Source organism: Streptomyces monashensis (assembly GCF_001866665.1).
Classification (GTDB): domain Bacteria; phylum Actinomycetota; class Actinomycetes; order Streptomycetales; family Streptomycetaceae; genus Streptomyces; species Streptomyces monashensis.
On record NZ_MLYO01000041.1, the window covers coordinates 215808 to 236207 of the forward strand.

At 73.2% G+C, this 20400-nt stretch carries 14 protein-coding genes; 3 read left to right on the forward strand and 11 right to left on the reverse strand.

The features are described 5' to 3' along the window. Nucleotides 1-74: 74 nt before the first annotated feature. Nucleotides 75-278 carry a cold-shock protein gene (locus tag BIV23_RS25540; protein ID WP_071365560.1) on the reverse strand — a complete coding sequence of 68 codons (204 nt, stop codon included), beginning with the start codon at nucleotides 276-278 and terminating at the stop codon, nucleotides 75-77. Nucleotides 279-620: 342 nt separating this feature from the next. Further along, complete coding sequence (locus BIV23_RS25545) at nucleotides 621-1988, reverse strand: carboxypeptidase regulatory-like domain-containing protein (protein WP_245790634.1); 1368 nt, start codon at nucleotides 1986-1988, stop codon at nucleotides 621-623. 79 nt (nucleotides 1989-2067) lie between these two features. On the opposite strand from BIV23_RS25545, the gene BIV23_RS25550 reads away from it, so the two are divergent. Next, nucleotides 2068-2637: a TetR family transcriptional regulator gene (locus tag BIV23_RS25550; protein WP_071383284.1), complete on the forward strand. Its 570-nt coding sequence runs from the start codon at nucleotides 2068-2070 to the stop codon at nucleotides 2635-2637. Between the two features lie 105 nt (nucleotides 2638-2742). On the opposite strand, the gene BIV23_RS25555 is transcribed toward BIV23_RS25550, so the two are convergent. Together BIV23_RS25555 and BIV23_RS25560 are read right to left on the reverse strand one after the other, a co-directional pair. After that, the gene (locus BIV23_RS25555; RefSeq protein WP_071383285.1) at nucleotides 2743-3579 is read right to left on the reverse strand and encodes a maleylpyruvate isomerase family mycothiol-dependent enzyme; all 837 of its coding nucleotides are present in this window, start codon (nucleotides 3577-3579) and stop codon (nucleotides 2743-2745) included. Nucleotides 3580-3760: 181 nt separating this feature from the next. After that, entirely contained in the window at nucleotides 3761-4414 is a 654-nt protein-coding gene (locus BIV23_RS25560) for a TetR/AcrR family transcriptional regulator (protein WP_071383286.1), read from the reverse strand. A 237-nt stretch (nucleotides 4415-4651) separates the two neighbouring features. On the opposite strand from BIV23_RS25560, the gene BIV23_RS25565 reads away from it, so the two are divergent. Both BIV23_RS25565 and BIV23_RS25570 read left to right on the forward strand, forming a co-directional pair. Beyond that, on the forward strand, nucleotides 4652-5959 hold the full coding sequence (locus BIV23_RS25565; protein WP_079173354.1) for a lanthionine synthetase LanC family protein: 1308 nt from the start codon (nucleotides 4652-4654) through the stop codon (nucleotides 5957-5959). Nucleotides 5960-6044: 85 nt separating this feature from the next. Then, nucleotides 6045-7001, forward strand: coding sequence for a hypothetical protein (locus BIV23_RS25570; RefSeq protein ID WP_071383288.1), 957 nt, complete (start codon nucleotides 6045-6047; stop codon nucleotides 6999-7001). A gap of 15 nt (nucleotides 7002-7016) precedes the next feature. Here the strand turns inward: BIV23_RS25570 and BIV23_RS25575 are convergent, their stop codons facing one another. The 7 genes from BIV23_RS25575 to BIV23_RS25605 form a co-directional block, all read right to left on the reverse strand. Next, a complete protein-coding gene (locus BIV23_RS25575) occupies nucleotides 7017-8180 on the reverse strand; it encodes a substrate-binding domain-containing protein (protein ID WP_425443525.1) in 1164 nt (387 codons plus the stop codon). Between the two features lie 67 nt (nucleotides 8181-8247). Continuing rightward, nucleotides 8248-9342 carry an ABC transporter permease gene (locus BIV23_RS25580; RefSeq protein ID WP_071383289.1) on the reverse strand — a complete coding sequence of 365 codons (1095 nt, stop codon included), beginning with the start codon at nucleotides 9340-9342 and terminating at the stop codon, nucleotides 8248-8250. Next, on the reverse strand, nucleotides 9339-10892 hold the full coding sequence (locus tag BIV23_RS25585; protein ID WP_071383290.1) for a sugar ABC transporter ATP-binding protein: 1554 nt from the start codon (nucleotides 10890-10892) through the stop codon (nucleotides 9339-9341). Before BIV23_RS25585 ends, BIV23_RS25580 begins: the two co-directional genes overlap by 4 nt. 120 nt (nucleotides 10893-11012) lie before the next feature. Next, nucleotides 11013-13835: a SpoIIE family protein phosphatase gene (locus tag BIV23_RS25590; RefSeq protein WP_177240028.1), complete on the reverse strand. Its 2823-nt coding sequence runs from the start codon at nucleotides 13833-13835 to the stop codon at nucleotides 11013-11015. 121 nt (nucleotides 13836-13956) lie between these two features. Continuing rightward, on the reverse strand, nucleotides 13957-14925 hold the full coding sequence (locus BIV23_RS25595) for a cyclase family protein (RefSeq protein WP_071383292.1): 969 nt from the start codon (nucleotides 14923-14925) through the stop codon (nucleotides 13957-13959). Between the two features lie 710 nt (nucleotides 14926-15635). Beyond that, nucleotides 15636-18578: a condensation domain-containing protein gene (locus BIV23_RS25600; protein ID WP_071383293.1), complete on the reverse strand. Its 2943-nt coding sequence runs from the start codon at nucleotides 18576-18578 to the stop codon at nucleotides 15636-15638. After that, complete coding sequence (locus BIV23_RS25605; protein WP_071383294.1) at nucleotides 18568-20400, reverse strand: non-ribosomal peptide synthetase; 1833 nt, start codon at nucleotides 20398-20400, stop codon at nucleotides 18568-18570. Before BIV23_RS25605 ends, BIV23_RS25600 begins: the two co-directional genes overlap by 11 nt.

The following is a 20400-nucleotide window of genomic DNA, read 5'->3' on the forward strand; positions in this document are numbered from 1 at the left end:
TTCCTGGAAACAGCACAAACCGGGGTCCGCACCATGACGGTATGGACCCCGGTGAGCGGATACGCGTCCGGCGATCAGGCGGGGATGATGTTCTCCGCCTGCGGGCCCTTCTGGCCCTGCGTGACGTCGAAGGAGACCCGCTGGCCCTCCTGGAGCTCACGGAAGCCCTGGGTCGCGATGTTCGAGTAGTGCGCGAAGACGTCGGGGCCGCCGCCGTCCTGCTGGATGAAGCCGAAACCCTTTTCGGCGTTGAACCACTTCACGGTTCCCTGAGCCATGATCTTCTCCTTCTGTAGGCAGAGGCCCCATCCGGAGATGCCGGAAAACAAATAATGCGCCTGAAGGAGAAACATTCCTGTCAGGCGCACATAGGTTCATGGGTACCACAACTGCAACTCCGGAACCTTAGCACAGCGCGGCAGCAGCGGTGCCGCGGCGGAGGACCGGGCAGTGCCTCCGCTCGTCTCCGGCCAGTTGTGAACTCCTGTAGCAGGTCGCTCACTTCGCCGGAATCGAGGCCGAAGGCAGCGCGGTGTCGGCGGCGCCCGCAAGGCCCCGGCCGCGGTCTCCTCGTGCAGCTCCGCGTCGACGATGCCGGCCGCGCTCGCAGTGACGGAGAGCTAGCGTCTGTCACCGCGCCGGACGTGCATCGTGAAGTCGCTCCGGACGGCCGCACCCCACTGCAACAGTGTCTGGCGAACCACCGGGTCTCGCCCGGGGGAGGAGGCCACGATGCTGATGTATCCCTCGGGCAGGCCGGTCACGGCGTACCTGCCCTGCGCGTTCGTCGAGGTCCGCACCAGCTGTCGCCCGCCGGCGTCGATGATGGTCACCGCGGCGTGGCGCAGGGGCTGCCGCCCGTCGTCGCGGACGGTGCCTTCGAGCATGGGCGACTGCTCGCCGAAACGGTGAGGACGGACCGGAAGCGCCGTGGGTGAGGGCGCCTCGACGGACGGGTCCTCCACCGGCGGCTCCGGAACGTCCTGTCCGTCCTCCTGGCCGTCTTCCGTGCCCGGTCGTACGGACGCGCGGTGGTGCCGCCATGCGTCGAGGCCCAGCAGGGTCATGCCTGCCGTGATCCACGCGCACAGGACGAGAACCGGCTTGAGCACTCCCACGTCGTTGAAGTACAGGACCCCTCGCAGGGCGTCGACCGCGTTGCCCAGGGGCATGACGGCGTGCAGGTACTGGAAGAACGTCGGCAGGAGCGGGACGGGGGCGACGCCGCTGGAGGGGACGCTCAGCACGATGTACAGACCAAGGCCCGCGAGGGGGAAGAACTGCTTGGTGAAAGGCGCCATGCCGAGGGAGAACGTGGCCACCGCAGTGCTGAGCAGGAACGCGATGCCCAGGGCCGAGGGCTCGTCGGGGAAGTAGGCCAGCCCGGTGCCGATGAGGAAGCCCACCACGCTGAAGAGGGCGGAGGCCGCCACGATCGTGAGCATCTTCTTGCGGCGGTTGAACGTCACGGCTCTCAGCAGGGTCGTCGCGAGTATGTAGCCGGGGACGTTCCACGCGACTCCGAAGTACACCGGGGTCGTGCCGTTCTCGTCCTTGCTCATGGTGGGCGCCACGTCCGTGGTCGTGAGCTTCTGGTGATGGCGCGCCGCAACCGTGGCGAACCCCTTGGTGAGCGCCTGCTCGAGTGCAGCGCCGTCGGCCTTGGCCACGTACAGCACCGCGTCCTTGCCCTGGACCGCGTAGCCGGCCACCGCCGTACGGTCCAGCACCGCCCGGCGGGCCTCTCGGGCGTCTGCCGCGGCGGTGACGTCGAACCAACCGGGGTGTCGCTGTCGCAGGGAGGCGTCGACCCCGCGTTCCAGTGCGGGGCCGGCGATCACCACCTTCGCGTGATGCGGCCGAGGCTCGTGGAAGGCCGTGGGGAAGCAGAACAGCAGGCCGAGGAAGAGCAGTGTCGGGATCGTCAGGGCTTCCGCCAGAGTCCTGGCCGAGGACATGCCCCGCTGACGCTCGATCCGGTGTCTCACAGAACCACCCGATTAATGTACCGATCGGAACGTTTATTTCGGCTGGACAATACATGTACCGATCGGTACGGTCAAAGTCGTGGCCCGACCCGTCAACGCCGAAAAGCGCACCGAACTGCTGCAGCAGGTGGTGCATTACCTGCAGCACCATGGCCTCGCGCAGATGTCGCTGAGTCCGCTCGCCGAGTCGATCGGCACCACCAAGCGCATGCTTCTGTACTACTTCGGCAGCCGCGAGAACCTGTTGGCCCAGGCGTTGGCGGCCGCCCGTCCCGACGCGCATGCGATGTTCGACGACGTCCGCGACGCCGCCGCTCTGCGCACGGCTGCTCTTGGCCTGTGGGAAGCGATGACCGTCGGTGAGCAGTCCCGGTCGATCCGCATGCTGCTGCAACTGCTCAGCCTGGCCGCCACCGATCCGGAGCAGTACGGCGGCCTCGCCGCCGACAGCGTCGAGGTCATGGTCGGCCCCATCGCCGACGCGTATGCGCGGCTGGGGCGTTCGCCCCAGCAGGCGCGGGCGGGGGCTACCCTGCTCGTCTCCGGCCTGCGGGGGTTGTGCCAGGACCGTTTGGTGACCCATGACGTCGCCCGTACGGACGCGGCCGCCCGACGTCTCATCAGGGACGCGGTGACGGCGGACGGCTGAGGTGTGCGGGTGGAGGCGGGCCGCCGGGCCCCGCCTTTCCCGACGACGTCGGCCGCTCCCGTCCGGCGGGTCCGGTGTGCCGCGCGCACTCGTCCCGGGGATGGCTCAGGGCGCGGTGAACAGGGTCGGGAAGCGGGTGGCCAGCCAAGGTCGCGGGCCCCAGGTGAGGATCTGCCCCCGGGCGATGGCACGCCAGGGATTGAGCCGGCCCAGCGCGATGAGCAGGAAGGCGACGGGTTCGAGCAGGATGGTGCAGTGCGCGCGCCAAAGTGGTGTCCCCGGTGTCAGCGGGGTCACCTGCACGGCGCCGTCGGCCAGGGAGACGCCGAACGTCTCGCCGCCGCGCAGCCGGATCCGGTAACGGGCCGTGAGTCCGGCCGTGGCCCCGGGGTTCGCGACACGTGGCATGGCCGAGAGCATGAACGGCATGCACAGGCCCACCCGTGCCCGGTCGACCATGTGCGGACGCCTCAGGGCGCGAGCCAGGTCGTATCCGTGGCCGAGCATGTGCGTGAGCAGGTACGACGCGAGGACGGACCGGTTCATCAGGCCCAGGGGAGTGGCTGGTGCCGGGCCGTCGGCCGCGTGGTGCGACAGCGCGTCCAGGAACGCCTCGGCCTGCCCCGTGATCATCGTCGCGAGAGGCTCCGCCCGGCGCTCCGTGAAGACGGCGAGGGACTCCGCGTTGGCCCTGGCGAGGCTCTCGGGCGTTCCGTCGCCGTAGGGGCGCTCCCGTCCGGCCGCGAGGTCGGCCATCAGCTCGTTGGCCATGGCCAGGTGGGCGGCGGCCTCGCCGACGGTCCACTGTGACCCGGGCACGGCGAGCCCCGTGTCGCCCGCGCTCCGTACCAGCGTGGCGATCTCGCCGGCCGTGCCCCGGATCGCCTCTGCGAGTCCGTCGGGCAAGGACCACGAGCTGTCCTGCCGTTCCGTCGTGTGCACGTTGCCTGCTCCACTCCCCGCCCGCCCGGCACGCCCCACGTGCCTGTGGCGCTGGAACCCAACCAGACTCGGGGGCGCGCGGCAAGCCCCTGTGCGCCGCACCCGCACGTCGGCCCTCGGCTCGGCTCGCGGGAGAACGCCCGTGACGGTCGGCGTGTCGCGGTCGGTCGCGGATACGGCGTCAGGCGCGGGGTGACAGCAGGTCGTCCAGTTCGGCCGCGAACAGGAGAGCCGGGTCGAAGCCCATTCCGGTGAAGTGGCCGGCGAGTTCCAGGGACAGCACGCCGTGCAGCCGGGTCCAGAAGGTGAGGGCCCGGTGGAGGGCCGTGGGCGGGGCAGGATGGCCCTCGGCCCAGTGCCGGTCGCCCTCCAGGTGGGTGCTGAACGCTGTCGCGGGCCGGTCCTCGGCGAGCGCCGTGCAGGCGTCGAGGAGGGTCGTCATGATCTGGTCGGCGAGGCCCGCCGTGTCCTCGGGGGCGTGGTAACCGGGCACCGGAGTGCCGTAGATGAGGAAGTACCGCTGAGGGTCGGCCAGGGCCCAGTCGCGCAGGGCGTGCGCCAGCCCGGCCAGGTCGGCGCCGGTGTCGGAGGCCGCGCGGAAGGTGTCGGCGAGGCTCCGGTAGGCGTCCCGGACGAGTTCGGTGATCAGCTCGTCGCGGCCGGCGAAGTAGCGGTAGAGCGCGGGCCCGCTCATGCCCATCTGCTTGGCGACCGCGTTGAGGGAGAGCGCGGGCACGCCCGCCGTGGCGATCTGCTCCCAGGCGCGTTCCTTGATCTCCGCCTGCACTTGAGCGCGATACCGCTCCCGGGGTGTCTGCGCACCGGTGTCGCCCATGCCCTGCCACCCCGTTCCCACACCGTCGGCTACACATTCAAGGTTCCGTTAGAAGCTATCACGAAACCCCTTGACCAGCTCGCCGTCGCACCGTGCAACGCCTCGACCACGGTCCCCTGCGCAGCGGTTCGGCGTTCCGGTGGACGACGCCCGTCCCCCGATCCCGCGATCGGCGAGGGGCTGCGCATCGACGGCGTCCACGTGCGTGGCCGGATGAGGAGCGACGGATATCGGGACGTGGCCGAGGCCGCGTGGTCGTGGGTGCTGGACCACGTGCGCGAGGACGAGGGCCCGTGGCTCGTGGAGACGGTGGTGGAGGGCGCTCCGGAAGCCCCGTCACCGGCACAGGACCGCGACTCGCTGTACGCGGGAATCGCCGGCCTGGCCCCGGTGCTGGCCGAGATCGCGCAGTACCGGGAACTGGGCGCGACGGAAGCGGCACTGGCGACCGGCATCGTGACCAGGCTGTCGGCACAGGCCGGGCGGCGGACGGAGCCCTCGCTGTACGACGGCCTCGCAGGCGACGCGACGGCGCTCAGACTGCTCGCCCCGGGCGAGGAAACCGTGGCGCGGCGGCGGCTCGCCGTCCTGGCCACCGGCGACGGATGGAAGACCACGCTCGATTTCGAGCCGGGCTCCGACGCGCCCCTGACCGACGTCATCATGGGGACCGCGGGCGTGGTGATGACGGCGGTCTGGGCGAAGAGCGAGTTCACCGAGGTGATCGCGACGACGGGAAGCGAGGCCCTGCTGCGGGCGGCGGACCGTACGGAAGCGGGCCTCGACGGGGCCATGACGCCGGGGGGACCGTCGAGGGCGCCGAACTACTCGCACGGAACTCCCGGGGTCGCGGCCGCACTGGCGGTCGCGGGCGCCGCCCTGGACCGCGAGGACTTCGCCGAGGCCGCGGTGGAAGGCGCCCGGCACGTCCTCTCGGTGGGGTCGTTGAAGGACGCGGGCTTCGTCGTCCCGCACACGATCCCGCCGTCGCGCCGGGAGGTGGAACATGTGACGTACACGTGGTGCCACGGCCCGGCGGGTGCTTCGCACCTGTTCACCGCGCTGGCGCACGCGGGGGTCACCGAGGTGGCGGGCCACCACGTCGACGAACTGCGGCAGCGCTGTCCGACCTCGATCCTCACCTCGGGTCTGCCGGAACGCCGCCGTCCCGGTTTCTGGGACAACGACGGCCGCTGCTGCGGAACGGCAGGCGTCGGAGACGTCCTGCTGGACGCCGCCCAGGACTGCCGGGCGCCGGAGAGGAGGCAGACCCTGCCGCGGGCCGCGCACCGCATGGGCGATGCGCTGGTCGACCGGGTCCTCAGGGACGGCGCGGGCGCCCGTTGGCGCTTTCTGGAACACCGCGAGGACCCGCCGCTGCTGCCGCCCCGGACCACGTGGATGCAGGGCGCGGCATGCATCGCGGCCTACCTGCTGCGCCTCGCCCGGTACGGCGAGACCGACCCCGACGCCCCGGTCGTGGACCGCCCGGACCAGTGGTGGGCGGTACCGGCACACCTGCGCAGTACCCGGACGGAATCATGAGCGAGTGACCTCATTCGAGACAAGTAATCCATAACGATCTCGGCCCAGGCCTTGTGTGACGCGTGGTCCGCCTTAGCCTCCCGACATGGCTTTTCTTTCAAGTCGTCGCAGACGATCCCGCCTTGCTCCGGAACTCGACGACGAGGACCTGGGCAGGCTGATGAAGAACCTGCTGGCGACCGCGAGGACGAGCGCGATCGCCATGACCGACATGTGCGTGGCGCAGATGTCCCGTCTGCTGGAGCAGGCGCCGGGCGACTGGGACCGTCGGGCGCACCGCATGGGCGTCCTGGCCGAGTTCCTGGCGGGATCGCGGCTGCCGCGCTCCTGGGCCACGCGCGAGCCGCGCAACGCGAACGCACTCGTGCTCTACGCATGGAGTGAGGTGGCCCGAGCCCGCTCGCAGGGGAGGCTGGACGACGCGGCCGACGTGATCGACAGCTGTCTTCGGGCCGCCGAGCTCACCCCACAGGACCCCACCCCGTGGGTGGTCGCCCTGACGGCCGCACGCCTGGAACGCTGGGAGCAGCAGCGGGTGTTCGGCGTGTGGAACGAGATACTCGCGCGCGACCGCTGGAACCGTGAGGCCTACCTCACCATGCTGCGCTATCTCACCCCGGAGGAAGCCGGGTCGCGCATGCAGGTCCTGGAGTTCGTGGACGCCCTGCGCGCCCGCATGCCCGCGAACGCGCCCTGCGCGGGGACGGAACTCACCGCCCAGGTCTTCCAGTACCACTCCGTCCTCGACCGGGGCGGCTTCGAAGCGCTGGTGGCGCGCAACCACTGGTCCCACGCGACGGCTGCCCAGGCCCTCGAACGCGTGGCCCACACCTGGGTGCAGCCGGGATTCCTCCGTCACGCGCGGGCACGTGCCGACCTCAACGTCCTTGCCTACGCGCTGCTGGCCGCCGACCGGCGCCACGAAGCCCGCGCGGCCTTCGAAGCGATCGGCGGCATCGTCACCCCGTGGCCCTGGGAGGCCGGCGGCGACCCTCTGGCCGCGTTCGACGAGGCACAGCGGAGGGTGCCTCGCGACGGGTGAGCCGACGCGTGGGACTCATCTGCCCCAGATCCTCCGGTACGTCTCCCGGTAGCCCGGCGGGTCCCACGTCGTGGCCCCGGTGCTGTTGGCGGCCGTCGCGACGTGGACGGGGGCGACGTAGCCGCTGGCAGGGCGGTGGGCGAAGGCACGGTTGAACTCGTCGACGATCTGCCAGCCCTGCTGCGCCAGCGGCTCGGGAACGGTGGCGGCCTGGTACTGGCCGCTGTTGATGCGCTGGAAGGCGGACGGGTCGCCGTCGCCCGCACCGATGTTGAACGGTGGGCCGGCGCCCTGCCTGCCGGCCGCGCGGAAGGCGGGGGCGGCGTCGGCGAAGTACAGGTCGTTGATGGCGATCGAGTGTGTCCACCTGTTCTGGTAGCGGGAGAGGAGGGTGGAGACCTCGCGCGGGGTACGGCTGCTCGCGTCCGGGATCGGGATGTTCTCGTACGCCAGCAGCCGCACGCCGGAACAGGTGGCGAGCTCCTGCCGGATCAGGTCCGACTTCGTCTTCGCGAACGGGATGGAGGCATCGGTGATGAGCACGACTCCGGCCCGGCCGTCGGAGCGCGCGATGACCCACTGGGCGCTGATGCCGGCGACGTCCTCGACCCGGGTGGTGACGTTGGTGAAGAGCTCGGGCCGCTTGCTGGGGCCGGGGGAGGCGAGCGCGTGCCAGCCGACGAGCGGGATGCCGGCCGCGTTGGCCTGACCGACCTGCTGCGAGGTCGAGCCGGGATCGAAACCGCCGATGACGATCCCCGAGGGCTTCAGCGCCACGGCCTCGCTCATGGCCGCCTGGATGCCGGCGGGGCTGCCGCCCCCGTCGATGACCCGGACGTTCCAGCCGATGACGCGCACGGCGTCCCGCACGCCGTTCGCGACGCCCGCGACTCCGGGGTTCGTCATGGTCTGCGCGACGTAGACGATCGACCTGCCGGAGACCGCCGATGGGCCGCCGGCCGGTCCGTTCCGGGCTCCGTCGGTCTTCTCCGCTCGGGCGACGGCGGTCTGGGCCCTGGCCTGGGCCGCGGGGCAGCCGGGCGGGCCCGTGGTGGCGACCGCGGGGCCGTTCGACGAGCCACGCTGGCAGCCGGCGAGGCCGGCCGCGGCGGCCAGCAGGGCGATGGCGACGGACCGCGCCGTGCGGGCGCGGGGCATGGCCTTGCGGTTGCTGTGCACGGGAGCTCCTCGCGGATGGACGAGCGGCGGGGTGCGTCCGGGGTCCGGAGCCGGGCCCCTGCGTGGATCACGGAGCGGTGCCCTGGGTTCCGCCGCCGGGGGCCGACGACGGCGGCTGCGGCCTGTCGGCCGGCGCGTCGCGGGTCGCGTCGGCGCCGGTGCGCAGCCGACGGGCGGAGTAGCCGGCCAGCCCGACGGCGAGCAGCAGGGTGCCGCCGTAGAACAGGGGAGTGGTCCAGAAGTCGCCGCCCATCTGTGCGATGCCGGCGAGGCCCACGGCGAGTACGGCCACGGCGACGACCGTGCCCAGGGCGTTGGGGCGGCCCGGTTTGATGGCGGTGGAGCCGAGGAGGGCGCCGGCGAAGGCGGGCAGCAGATAGTCGAGGCCGACACTGGGATTGCCGATCTCCTGCTGAGCCGCCAGCAGCACACCGGCGCAGCCGACGATCAGCCCCGATGCGGTGAACGCGTAGACGGTGTACCTGCGGGTCGGGATGCCGACCAGCTCGGCGGCGCGCGGATTGGAACCGATGACGTACAGGCACCGGCCGAGCGGCAGCCGCTCCAGCACCACCCAGAGGGCGGCGGCGAGGCCGAGCACGTAGAAGGCGGGCAGCGGCAGAGCGAGGAGCCGGGAGTCGTAGACGTCGGTGAAGGACGCCGGCAGTCCGCCCGGGCCAGGGACGATCCGGCCCCCGCCGGTGACCCAGCCGGTCACGGCGTACAGCATGCTGCCGGTTCCGAGGGTGGCGATGAACGAGTCGATCCGGCCGAACTCGACGACCACGCCGTTGACGGCGCCCACGACCGCCCCGCCGACGATCACCACGAGGCAGGCCCAGGGCCAGGGCCAGCCGTCGTGGATGATCAGTCGCAGCACCATGACGTGGGCCAGGCCGAGACCGTAGCCGAGCGAGAGATCGAACGAACCGGTCACGACGGGGACCATGGCGGCGAGCGCGAGGACGGCCGGGATCGACTGGCTGAACAGGATCGAGTCGACGGTGCCCCGGGTGGGAAACGTGTGCGGCAGCGTGAGAGAGAAGACGAGGAAGAGCAGCGCGGTGAGGACCAGAAGGCCGTAGGCGCTCACCAACTGCCAGGCCGGGCCCCGCCGGTGCGGCCGGGGGCGCGGTGCGAGGTGCGAGTGCGGGGCGGTCATGAGCCCGTGGTGGTTCCTGGGTCCGGCAGGGCCGAGGCCGCCCGGGTGAGCCCCGCGACCGTGAGGCCCGCACCACTCAACTCGGTCGTCACACACCCGCGGACGAACACCAGGGCGCGCCGGCACACGTCCGCCACCTCCTCGAAGTCGGTCGAGACGAGCAGGACCGCGAGGCCGCCGGCCAGCGCCTCGTCGAGCAGACGGTAGAGCGCGGCCTTGGCCCCGACGTCCACGCTCGCGGTCGGCTCCTCCAGGATCAGCAGGCGCAGGCCCGACCGGAGCCACCTGCCGATCAGTACCTTCTGCTGATTGCCGCCGGACAGGGTGGCGAGCGGGGCCTCACTGTCGCGCGGACGCACCGCGAACCGCTCGATCAGCTCCGCCGCCCGGACGCGTTCGCGGTGCGGACCGATCCAGCGCGGTGCGGGCAGGCCTCCCGCGCGGGGATTGGCCAGGAGGTTCTCGCGTACGGTCAGTCCCGCGGCGCAGCCTTCCCGCTGTCTGTCGCCGGGTACGAGGCCGACACCGCGAGCGACGGCGTCCGTGACGGTGCGGGGGTGGTAGCGCCTGCCGTCGAGGAGCACCCGGCCGCCGAGGAAGGGCCGGGCGCCGGCCAGCGCGCGGCCCAGGTCCCTGTGTCCGGCGCCCGAGAGGCCGACCAGGCCCAGGACCTCCCCGGCCCTCAGTCGCAGGGCGACCGCTCCCGTGCCTGCGGTCCGTGCGCCGTCGAGGGCCAGGACGACGGGCCCGTCTACGGCGCCGGCGGCGGGGCGCGGGCGGGGCGGTTCCTCGCCCACGATGTCCTGCACCAGCCGGGCGGGGCTGTGGCCCGCCAGCGGGCCGTGACGGACGAGCCGTCCGTCGCGCAGGACGGCGAAGGCGTCGGCGACCTGGTACACCTCGTCCAGGCGGTGGGTGACGTAGAGGATGCCGTGCCCCCGGTCGCGCAGGGCGTGCAGGACCCGGAAGAGCCGGGCGCAGTCCGCGGCGGGGAGGCGGGCGGTGGGCTCGTCGAGGACGACGAGCCGCGCGCGGGCGGCCAGGGCCCGGCCGATGGCGACCAGTGAACGCTCCGCGGGGCCGAGCCGGGAGATCGGCGTGTCGGGATCGAGGTGTCCGGCGACGGTTCCCAGGGCGTCGGCGCAGCGCTCCCGGGTCCGCGGCCAGGAGATCAGTCCGGCGCGGCGCGGATATCCGATGGTCAGGGCGAAGTTCTCGGCGATCGTCATCCACTCCACGAGCCCGAGGTCCTGGTGGATGAAGGACATACTGCGGGAGGCGGCGTGGCTGCCCAGGGGATGCCCGGCCACCGTGATCCGGCCCGCGTCGGCATGGTGGACGCCTGCCAGCACCTTGATGAGCGTGGACTTTCCGGCACCGTTGGGGCCGAGCAGGGCGAGGACGCTGCCGGCCCGCACGTCGAGGTCGACCCCGTCCAGCGCGAGGGTGCCGCCGAACCGCTTGACCAGCCCGCGAACGCGGACGAGGGGGCCGTCCTCGAAGGCCCTGACCGCGTACGCAGAGGTGCCGGGAGGGTCGGGCACGGACATCTCCGGGGGTCGGCAGGGCGATTTCTTCCCGACTTTCGCCAGTGATACTAGTGGAGAAAATGATGTCATTACGGATTTGTCGCTCGTGGCGACCTCAACGGTCCGGCTGCGTCGACGGCCTCAGGCGGCGTCGACTCCGCATTCGGCCCAGATGACCTTGCCCTGCCCGATGTAGCGCGTGCCCCAGCTCTCGGACAGCTGGGCCACCAGGAACAGGCCGCGGCCGCCCTCGTCGGTCGTGGCCGCGCGGCGCAGGTGCGGGGCGGTGTTGCTGGTGTCGGAGACCTCGCAGATCAGGGTGTGGTGGCGCAGCAGCCGGACCGTGATGGGCCCGGAGCCGTGGCGGATGGCGTTCGTGACCAGCTCGCTCAGCACGAGCTCCGCGGCGAAGGAGGCCTCCTCCAGTCCCCAGTCGGCCAGCTTCCGCAGGGCCGAGGCGCGGACCTCGCTGACGAGCGCGGGGTCGGCCGGCAGCTCCCAGGCGGCGACCCGCTGCGGATCCAGGGCGTGGGTACGGGCGACGAGCAGGGCGATGTCGTCGCGGGGGTGGGCCGGCGCCACGGTGTCCAGGACCGCCTCGCAGGTCTCCTCGGGCGTGCGTTCCGTATGGGAGAGGGTGCCGCGCAGCTGGTCGAGGACCACGTCGACGTCGCGCTCCGGGTCCTCGATGAGTCCGTCGGTGTAGAGGACCAGCCCGCTGCCCTCGGGGAGGTCGAGTTCGACGGCCTCGAAGGGCAGGCCGCCCAGGCCGAGCGGGGGCCCGGCGGGCAGGTCGGGGAAGGACACCGTGCCGTCGGGGCTGACCAGGGCCGGGGGAGGGTGCCCGGCGCGGGCGATGGCACACCGCTGTGTGGTCGGGTCGTAGACGGCGTACAGGCAGGTCGCGCCGATGATGCCCGATTCGCCCGCGACGGGCTCCTCCCGGTCGAGGCGTCCCACCAGGTTGTCGAGTTGGGTGAGGACCTCGTCCGGGGGGAAGTCGAGTTCGGCGAAGCTGCGTGCGGCGGTGCGCAGCCGGCCCATGGTGGCGGCCGAGAGCATGCCGTGGCCGACGACGTCGCCGACCAGGAGGCCCACCCGGGTGCCGGACAGCGGGATGACGTCGTACCAGTCCCCGCCCACGCCGGACTCCGCGGGCAGGTAGCGGTGCGCGACCTCGACGGCGTCCTGGTCGGGGAGGCTGTGCGGGAGCAGGCTGCGCTGGAGGGCCAGGACCATGGCGCGCTCGCGCGTGTAGCGCCGGGCGTTGTCGATGGACAGGGCGGCGCGGGTGGCGAGTTCCTGGGCCAGCGAACGGTCGTCGTCGCCGAAGGGGGCGGGGTCCCGCCCGCGGTAGAAGGCGACCACGCCCAGGACGACACCGCGGGCGATCAGGGGGACCGCGATGAGGGAGTGCACGTGGGTCAGCAGCTCCTGAGTGCGTTCGGGGTCGTGCGCGAGCCAGCCCGCGGCGGCGTTGAGGTCCGGTTCCAGCACCGCCTGCCCGCTGGTCAGACAGCGCAGCTGGGGAGTGGTCGGGCCGTAGTCGACGCGTTTGCCGACCGGGTGGAACGGACGGTCGTCGCGGATGCCGTGGACCACCGTCCGGTACAGGCTGGTGAGGGGGTCGGCGGCCTCCTCGCCGCGCGGTACGGCCTCGGGCAGGTCGATCGTGACGTAGTCCGCCAGTCGGGGCACCGCTGTCTCGGCGAGTTCCTGCGCGGTGCGGAGCACGTCCAGGGTGGTGCCTATGCGCGTGCTCGCGTCGGTCAGCAGCTCCAGGCGGCGGCGCGCGGCGAGCGCGTAGCGCCCCACGTGCGGCTCTCCGACCAGCACGAGCCCCCTGGCCGGGGGCGGGGAGCCGGGGCGGCCGTCCGCCGGGGCGCCGGGCTCCCCCATCGAGACGCCTGTGGCGCGCGCACGGGTGCGGCCGGGCGCGAGGCCGGGCGCCGTGGCGAGGCGGGCGGCCCCGGACGGCGGGACGACGCAGGCGCCGGAGGCGGCCGGGGCGGCGGACAGGCGCCGCGGCTGCTCGGCCGACGGCGGGACGACGAGGGGTTCGTGCGGTGCGGCGCCGGGCAGGACGGCCTCGGCGACGAAGCCTTCCACCCCGGTGGCGCTCGTCATCGGACGGCTCACGAGTGTGACCCGCCGTCCGTCGGACAGGCGGACACGGACCGCGGCCCGCTGCCCGCAGGAGATCAGCTCGGCAGCCCGGGCCATGAGGATCTCGCGGTCACGGGGGCACAGTGCGAGGGCCAAGTCGCCGACCCCGACGCTGTGGTGAGGCCCGGCGGCGGTTGCGGCGCCGGTGTCCAGGTATGCCTGCAGCAGGGCCCGCTCCCGATCGGAACTCTGCCCCAGCAGCCGCCTCTCGATGGCGTGGGCAGCCCTGCGGATCACGGTGGCCAGCGCCGGGTCCTCGGCGCCCCGGGGATAGCCGAGGCACAGCACGCCCTCGATGCGGCCGCTGAGCGGGTCGCGGACGGGCAGCGCGCGGCATGCGTTGCCCTGGGAGCGCTCGGCGAAGTGCTCGGCGCCGTAGACCTGGATGAGCCGGCGCTCCGCCAGCGCGAGACCGATCCCGTTGGTGCCGGCGTACTGCTCGGCGAACACGAATCCGGGCAGGCGCTGGAACGCCGGGAGGGTTCTGGCCAGGGATGCGGATCCGAAGCGGCGCAGCAGGACCGTCCCGCTCGCATCCGCGACGCAGATGTTCATCGAGCTGTCGGCGAACCAGGACTGCAGCCGGTCGAGCACCGGTACGGCCGCGCGGACGATACGGGCTTCGGGATCGAAGTCGGCGCGGAAGGGAGGGCCGGACTGGTCGGGCGAGAGCCCCAGGACCCGGCAGCGCTGCCAGGAGTTCGAGATCGGGGTCCGTACACAGTCCTCGACCGGCTCACCCTCGAGAAAACGCTCACGGGAACGGGTGGGCCCGGCGCCGTCCGTCGCACGCCCCATCAGTGTCGTCTTCCCGCCGGGCCGAATCACGCGCCGCCTCACTCGAGCCTGCAAGAGTTCCTTTTCCAAACAATAGAACTAAGAGGACATAGGTGAGAAACCGGGCATGGGAAACGGGTCGTCACAGGACCGCGACCGGATTGACGGGCGAGCCCGTCCCGCCCGGGACGTTCAGCGGCGCCACGACGAGCAGGAACTCGTACCGCCCCGCCTCCGCCGTCGCGGCCGACAGTGCCTCCAGGTCGAGATTGTCCAGCAGCGGCACCCCCATAGCGGCCACGGCCAGGGCGTGCACGGGCGAGTGCACGCCGTCTACGGGTGAGGGCCGTACGTCGCTGTCGCCGTCACCGCCGAGCAGCGCGATGCCGCGCTCGGCCAGCAGCGGTACGGCGTCCACGTGGAAGCCCGCGCTCGCCGCGGCGGAGTCCCAGGCCCCGAGGTCGCCACGGCGGCGGCCGTGTCCGGAGCGCAGGAGCACCGCGTCGCCCTCGCCGATCCGCACACCGAGCGCGTCCTCCGCGGCGGCGACGTCCTTCGCGTGCACCGCCCGCCCCGGCTCCAGCCAGCGGACCCCCAGGACGGCCGGGAGATCGAGAAGGACTCCCCTCGTGACGAGGGGGCCGAGGGCCGACACCGCTCCGAACCGGGCACCTGCCGCACCCACGACGTCCTCGGCCGCCCGGCCGTCGTAGAGCCGCCCCCGGTAGGCGACATGGCACAGGGCGTCGAGATGGGTGACGGCCTTGCCGTGGTAGTCGGCGGCGAGGAAGTCCTTGTGGGTGGAGGGTTCCGGGCTCTCCACGTCACCGAGATCGGTCATGTGGTGCAGCGCGGGCCTGGGGTTGTCGGGTCCGGGCACGGTGTTCCAGGGCAGCGCCAGCGGGACGACCTTCCCGGACCGCACCGCGGCCGTGGCCCGCCGCACATGCTCCGCGGTCACCCGGTTCCAGGCGCCGCGGTCGGCCGGCGCCCAACGGCCCCATGTGCGGACCGCCTCGAAGAGAGCGTCGAACTCCCGACGGGAGACGGCGGTCCGGTCGCCGGTACCGGCCGGCCCGGGGCCTGGGTCGTCCACGGGGTTCGGGCCCATCTGCACTCACCGTCCCCGGCGTCGACACGGCCCGGTGACGGGGCACCGCTACGACGGCGGGACACCGCCGTGCGGCCCGCCGACCCGGAATCCAAGCTTTGCACGCCCCGCGCCGAACCGCTGGTCCACGCGTCCGCCGGGATCGGCCCGTCGCCGGCCGGAGGCGGCCGGTCGGCGACACCGCACGGCAGGAACGGCCGATGGGCGGCCCGCGCCGGCATCGCAGGTTGATCACGCGGCTTGTCCGGCGGCCACCGCACGCACCAGGGAGGACCTGCTGGGACGGCACGTCTTCACCGGCCGGGGGTCTTCCGAGTTTGTCAAGGCCTATCGGGCCGCCTGTCCCGCCGGTGTCCGGGCGGGGGAGGGGTCGGCGCAGACGCGAGCTCTGGATGCCGAACTGTATGCACAAGCACGGGAGTTGCAACGGCTGGACGAGGAGCTGCGGCACTCGCCGTGGCGGTCGGCGACGTCATCGGCCACAGCCTCGAGGCGGCGGCCGTCATGGGCCGACCGCAGGCGAGCCTGTCGTGCCGGACCGGGGAGGCCGGGACGACGTCGCGCTGATCGTCGTACGGCTCTGACGGAGGGAAGAGGTACACGTACAGCCGCCGGTGCCGGGTGGCCCCGAGGCGTCCGACTGCTACCTGTTGGGACAGGGGGCGAGCGGCGCCCGGTGCCCTCGCGGGGGCTCCGGGCGCCGTCGCGCGTCAGTCGGTGTCGCCCGTCATGCCGTCGATCATCTCGGCCAGGACGGTCCGCCGGTCCTCTCCCGGCCGTGCCCGCAGGGCACGGGCCAGGCGTGCGCTGTCGTAGTGCCAGCGGTGGTCCAGGTCCTGGGGGACGTCACCCGACTCACGCACATCGGGCCGGGAGCCGAGCACCTCACCGAGATCGTGCGCCAGGTCGTGCCAGGACACATGGCCGCTGCAGGCGTTGGCGACACCGTGGACGGGGCGGTCCAGGCACTCGGCCACCGCGCGGGCCAGGGCGGCCGCGTGCACCCAGGCCACCCCGTACCAGGCGTGTCCGCCGGTGCCCGGACGCGGCACCTCGATCGCGCCGCCGCGGTGGGCTGCCTGGTAGAGACCGCCGATGGCGCCCCAGCGCAGCTGTTCGCGGAGCCGGTCGTGCGCGCCCCAGACGATCGGCGAGCGCACGGCGCTCGCGCCTCCGCGCCCCTCGGTGCCCGCGGCGCGCAACAGCATGGCCTCGCAGTCGAGTTTGCCCTTGCCGTACGGGCTGACGGGCTCGCACATGGGGGACTCCTCGGCGACCCGGTCGGCTCGGGGGTGGCCGTAGGCGTCCACGCTGCTGACGAAGACGAACGAGCCCCGCCGCCAGGCGCCGACCATCGTCTCCATCGCCGTCACGTCGACCTCGGGGCGGGTGAAGGTGCTGGCCGCGTGGACGATCGCGTCCGCGCTCGCGACGGCGTCGCGCAGTCCGGCCAGGTCGCAGAGGTCGCCCTCGACGACGTCGACTCCCTCGGCGGCGATCAGATGGGCGGACTCCGGCCGGGCGAGGGCCAGCACGGGCCGGCCCTGAGCGGCCAGTTCACGCAGGACGAACGCGCCCACCCCGCCTGTCGCGCCGGTGACCAGAACGGTCCCGGCGCGCACCGTGCGCGACCGGCCCGGCCTGCTCACGGTCTTCGCGGCGGCCTGCCGCGCCGCACGTTCGTCGAGGAGCGCGGTCAGTGCCCGGGGCGTACGAGCCTGGAGCACATCGAGACCGGTCAGGGGCAGTGCGAGCTCGGTGCGCAGTCGTTCGGCGAGCTGCACGGCGACCAGGGAGTGACCGCCGAGGGCGAAGAAGTCGTCGTCGGGCGCCGGGGCGGGACCGAGCAGCTCGGTGAAGGCCCCGGTGACGGCTTCGGCCCGCGGACCGGACAGGGTGCGCGGCACGGAGGTCCCGGGCAGCCGGTTGTCGTCGAGCTCTCCGGTCTCCGTGCGCGGCAGCGCGTCGAGCAGCGTGACCGTGGCGGGTACGGACTCGGGCGCCAGCGTACGCCGCAGCACACCGAGTAGTTCATGGCCGGACGGACCGACGCTGTCGCGCAGGACGGCGTAGGCCACCGGCGGCCCCTGCGCGGGCTGGACCACCGTGGCGTCGGCGACCTGCGGCTGAGCGCGCAGGGCCTGTGCCGCCGGGTGGCGGGCGCCGTCCGCGTCGCCGCTGCCGGCGTTCGTGAGTGCACCAGCCTCGGGATCGGGGCCGAGCAGCTTGCTCAGCGCGAGCTCCGGTGTGGTCGCCGCGGCGTCGAGCAGAGTCGCGTAGTGCCGTGCGGTCGCCTCCGCGACGGAGTCGTCCAGCGCGCTGCCGTCGTACTGGACGAATGCCACGGGATGTGCGGCATCGCCCAGATCCAGGGCGTACGACAGGGCGAACTTCGCGCCGTCGGTGGTGACGTCGACGTACTCGGCCGACGTGCCGGGCAGCCGGAGCACCGTCGGCTCGCCGAGCACGTCCGCGGTGACGCGGACCAGCGCGGTGCCGTCGCCGCCGCGTGCCGTGGCGCCGAGGCGTTCGAGCACGAGGTCGAACGGGATGTGCCGGTGGCGCTGTGCCTCCAGCAGCGCGGCGCCCACCCGCCGCAGCAGCTCGGTGAAGGACGGGTCGCCGGAGGCGTCGACCCGCACGGGCAGGGTGTTGACGCACAGACCGACCAGGCCGCGCATGGCGGTTCCGCTGCGGTGGGTGCCCGCCACGCCGATGACCAGGTCGTCCTCACCGGTGAGCCGGTGCAGGGCGGCGAAGGCCGCGGTGAGCGACACGGCGAAGAGCGTGGCGCCCCGCTCGGCACCCAGCCTGCGCAGGGCCTCGGGCAGCGCGGTCCCGAGCGGCACGGTGTGCGCGGCCGCCGACCGGCTGTCGGGATGCGGCGCGGCGGCCGACGGCCCGGGCAGCCGGGGCGGGGTGGCGTCGGCCAACAGGCCGCACCAGCGGTCCAGTTCCGCGGCGAGGCCGGGAATGCCGTCGTGCTCGCGGCGCGCGTGGTCGGCGTACTGCGGTGGCGTCGTGAGGGTGGACCCGCCGAGTCCGTCGGTGGCCGCCGTGTAGAGCGTGCCGAGTTCGGCGGCCACGGTCTCCAACGACCCGCCGTCGATCGCGATGTGATGGAACGTCAGCAAAATGGTGTGGTCCAGCGGTCCGTGGCGCAGGACGAGTGCGCGTACGGCCTGCCCGGCCGCGAGGTCGAACGGCCGGGCCGCCTCCCGCCGCAGCAGCGCCGGGGCGTGCGCCGCGTCGGTGTCGACGACGGGCACGGGGACGGTGGTGCGCGGTGGCGCGAGCAGTACTTGGCAGGGCTCGCCCTCGTGCTCCGCGTAGCGGGTGCGCAGGATCCCGTGCCGGGCCACCAGCGCGGTGAGCGCGGTCTCGAACACGGCCGGGTCGAACGGGCCGCGCACCCGGGTGGCGAACGGTACGTGGTACGAGGCGCCCGCGCCGCCGAGCCGCGCCATCAGCCACATGCGGCGCTGGGCGCGCGAGAGGGGCACGCGGTCGTGTGCCGAGGCGGTGCCGGGAGCATCCTGCGGCGCGTCGGTGGCCGGCGCGCGCCGGGCGGCTCCGGCGCGGGCCCGGCGCAGCAGTTCCCGCTGGAGTTGCTGCTGTCGGTTCCGTGACGTGGAGTCGGCGTCAGTGGGCATCGCTGTGCTCCGGGGTCTCGGGGTGGAGGTCGCTGTGGGCGGCCAGCAGGGCGCGTTCGACCAGGCCGGCCTGTGCGGCGACGGTCGGGGCGGCGAAGAAGTCGGCGAGGGAGAGCTCGACGCCGAGTTCCTCGCGCAGGTCGTCGGTGACGGCGAGGGCGAGCAGCGAGTGGCCGCCGAGGGCGAGGAACTCGGCGTCGGCGCGGGTCACCTCGCTGCCCAGCGAGCGGCTCCACACCTCGGCGACGGCCTGTTCCAGCGGGGTCAGCGTGCCCGCCGGGCGGTCGGCGGGGTCGTCGCCGGCCGGCCCGGCGTGTGCGGTCAGCGCACGCCGGTCGACCTTGCCGGCCGGCGTGAGGGGAAGCCGCTCCAGCACGGTGACCGCGTCGGGCACGAGGTGGGCGGGCAGGAGAGCGGCGAGCCGCTCGCGCAGGGCATCGGCACGGGGCACCGGCCCCGGCGCCGCGACGACGAACCCGACGAGGCGCGCCTCGGACGTCCCGGCGCGGTCCACGGTGACTGCGGCGTCGTCGACCTCCGGCAGCTGACGCAGGGCGTGTTCGATCTCTGCCGGTTCGATGCGGAAGCCGCGGACCTTGACCTGGTCGTCGTTGCGACCGTGGAACTCCAGGACGCCGTCCGGGCGGAACGACGCGATGTCACCCGTGCGGTAGAGCCGCCCGGCGTCGGGGTCGTCCACGAACCGCTCGGCGGTGAGCTCCGGCAGACCCGTGTATCCGAGCGCGAGCCTGCTGCCGCCGATCCACAGCTCGCCGCGCTCACCGGCCGGGACCGGGCGGCCGTCGGCGTCCAGGACATGCGCGGTGGCCCCGGCGATCGGCCTGCCGATCGGCGGCCGGGCGTCGCAGTCGTGCGCGGTGACCCGGTGGGCGGTGGCGAAGGTGGTCGTCTCCGTCGGGCCGTAGCCGTTGACCAGCTCCAGCCAGGGGAACGTGGTGAGCACCTCGCGGGCCGGCGCGGCGGCCAGGGCCTCGCCGCCCACGACGACCGAGCGGAGCTGGGCGAAGACGCGGGAGCGACGGGCCGCGAGCTGGTGGAAGAGGGCCGTGGTGAAGAACGCCACCGTCACGCCGTGGCGCTCGACGTGCCGGGCCAGGTCCTCCAGGGAGGGCCGCTGCACCGTACAGACGACCACTGCGGCGCCGTTGGCGAGCGCGCTCCAGATCTCGAACGTCGAGGCGTCGAAGGTCATGGGCGAGTGGAACAGGACGCGGTCGCGGGCGGTGAGGGTCACGTAGTCCGGCGCGGTCACCAGCTCCGCGACGGCACCGTGCGGGACGGCGACACCCTTGGGACGACCGGTGGAGCCGGACGTGAACATGATGAACGCCGCGCTGTCCGGATCGGACTCGTCCAGCGGCCCGCCGCCCGGCAGCGGCTCCTCGGGCAGGGCGAGGACGGGCCCGGTGGGCGCGGCCGCTTCCAGCAGCTTCGCGTCGCCGACGGTGAGCGTCACCTCCGCGTCGGAGATCATCGCCTCGGTGCGCGGCCGGGGCTGGGCCGGGTCCAGCGGCACGCACACGGCGCCGGCCAGCCACAGCGCGAGCTGCGCCACGACCGTGCGGGCCGACCGGGTCGTCAGCAGCGCCACCCGGTCGCCGCGGACCACCTTGTTCTCCCGCAGGCGCGCGGCGAGGGCGCGGCCGGACTGCAGGAGACCGCCGTAGGTGAGGGTGGTGTCGCCGTCCACGACGGCCAGGGCGTGCGGCGCGAGTTCCGCGTGCCGGACGACGAGCGCCGGCAGGGCCGTGCGCCGCTCCGGAAGGGACTGCTGCGAGGTCATGGGTGTCATGGGTGTCAT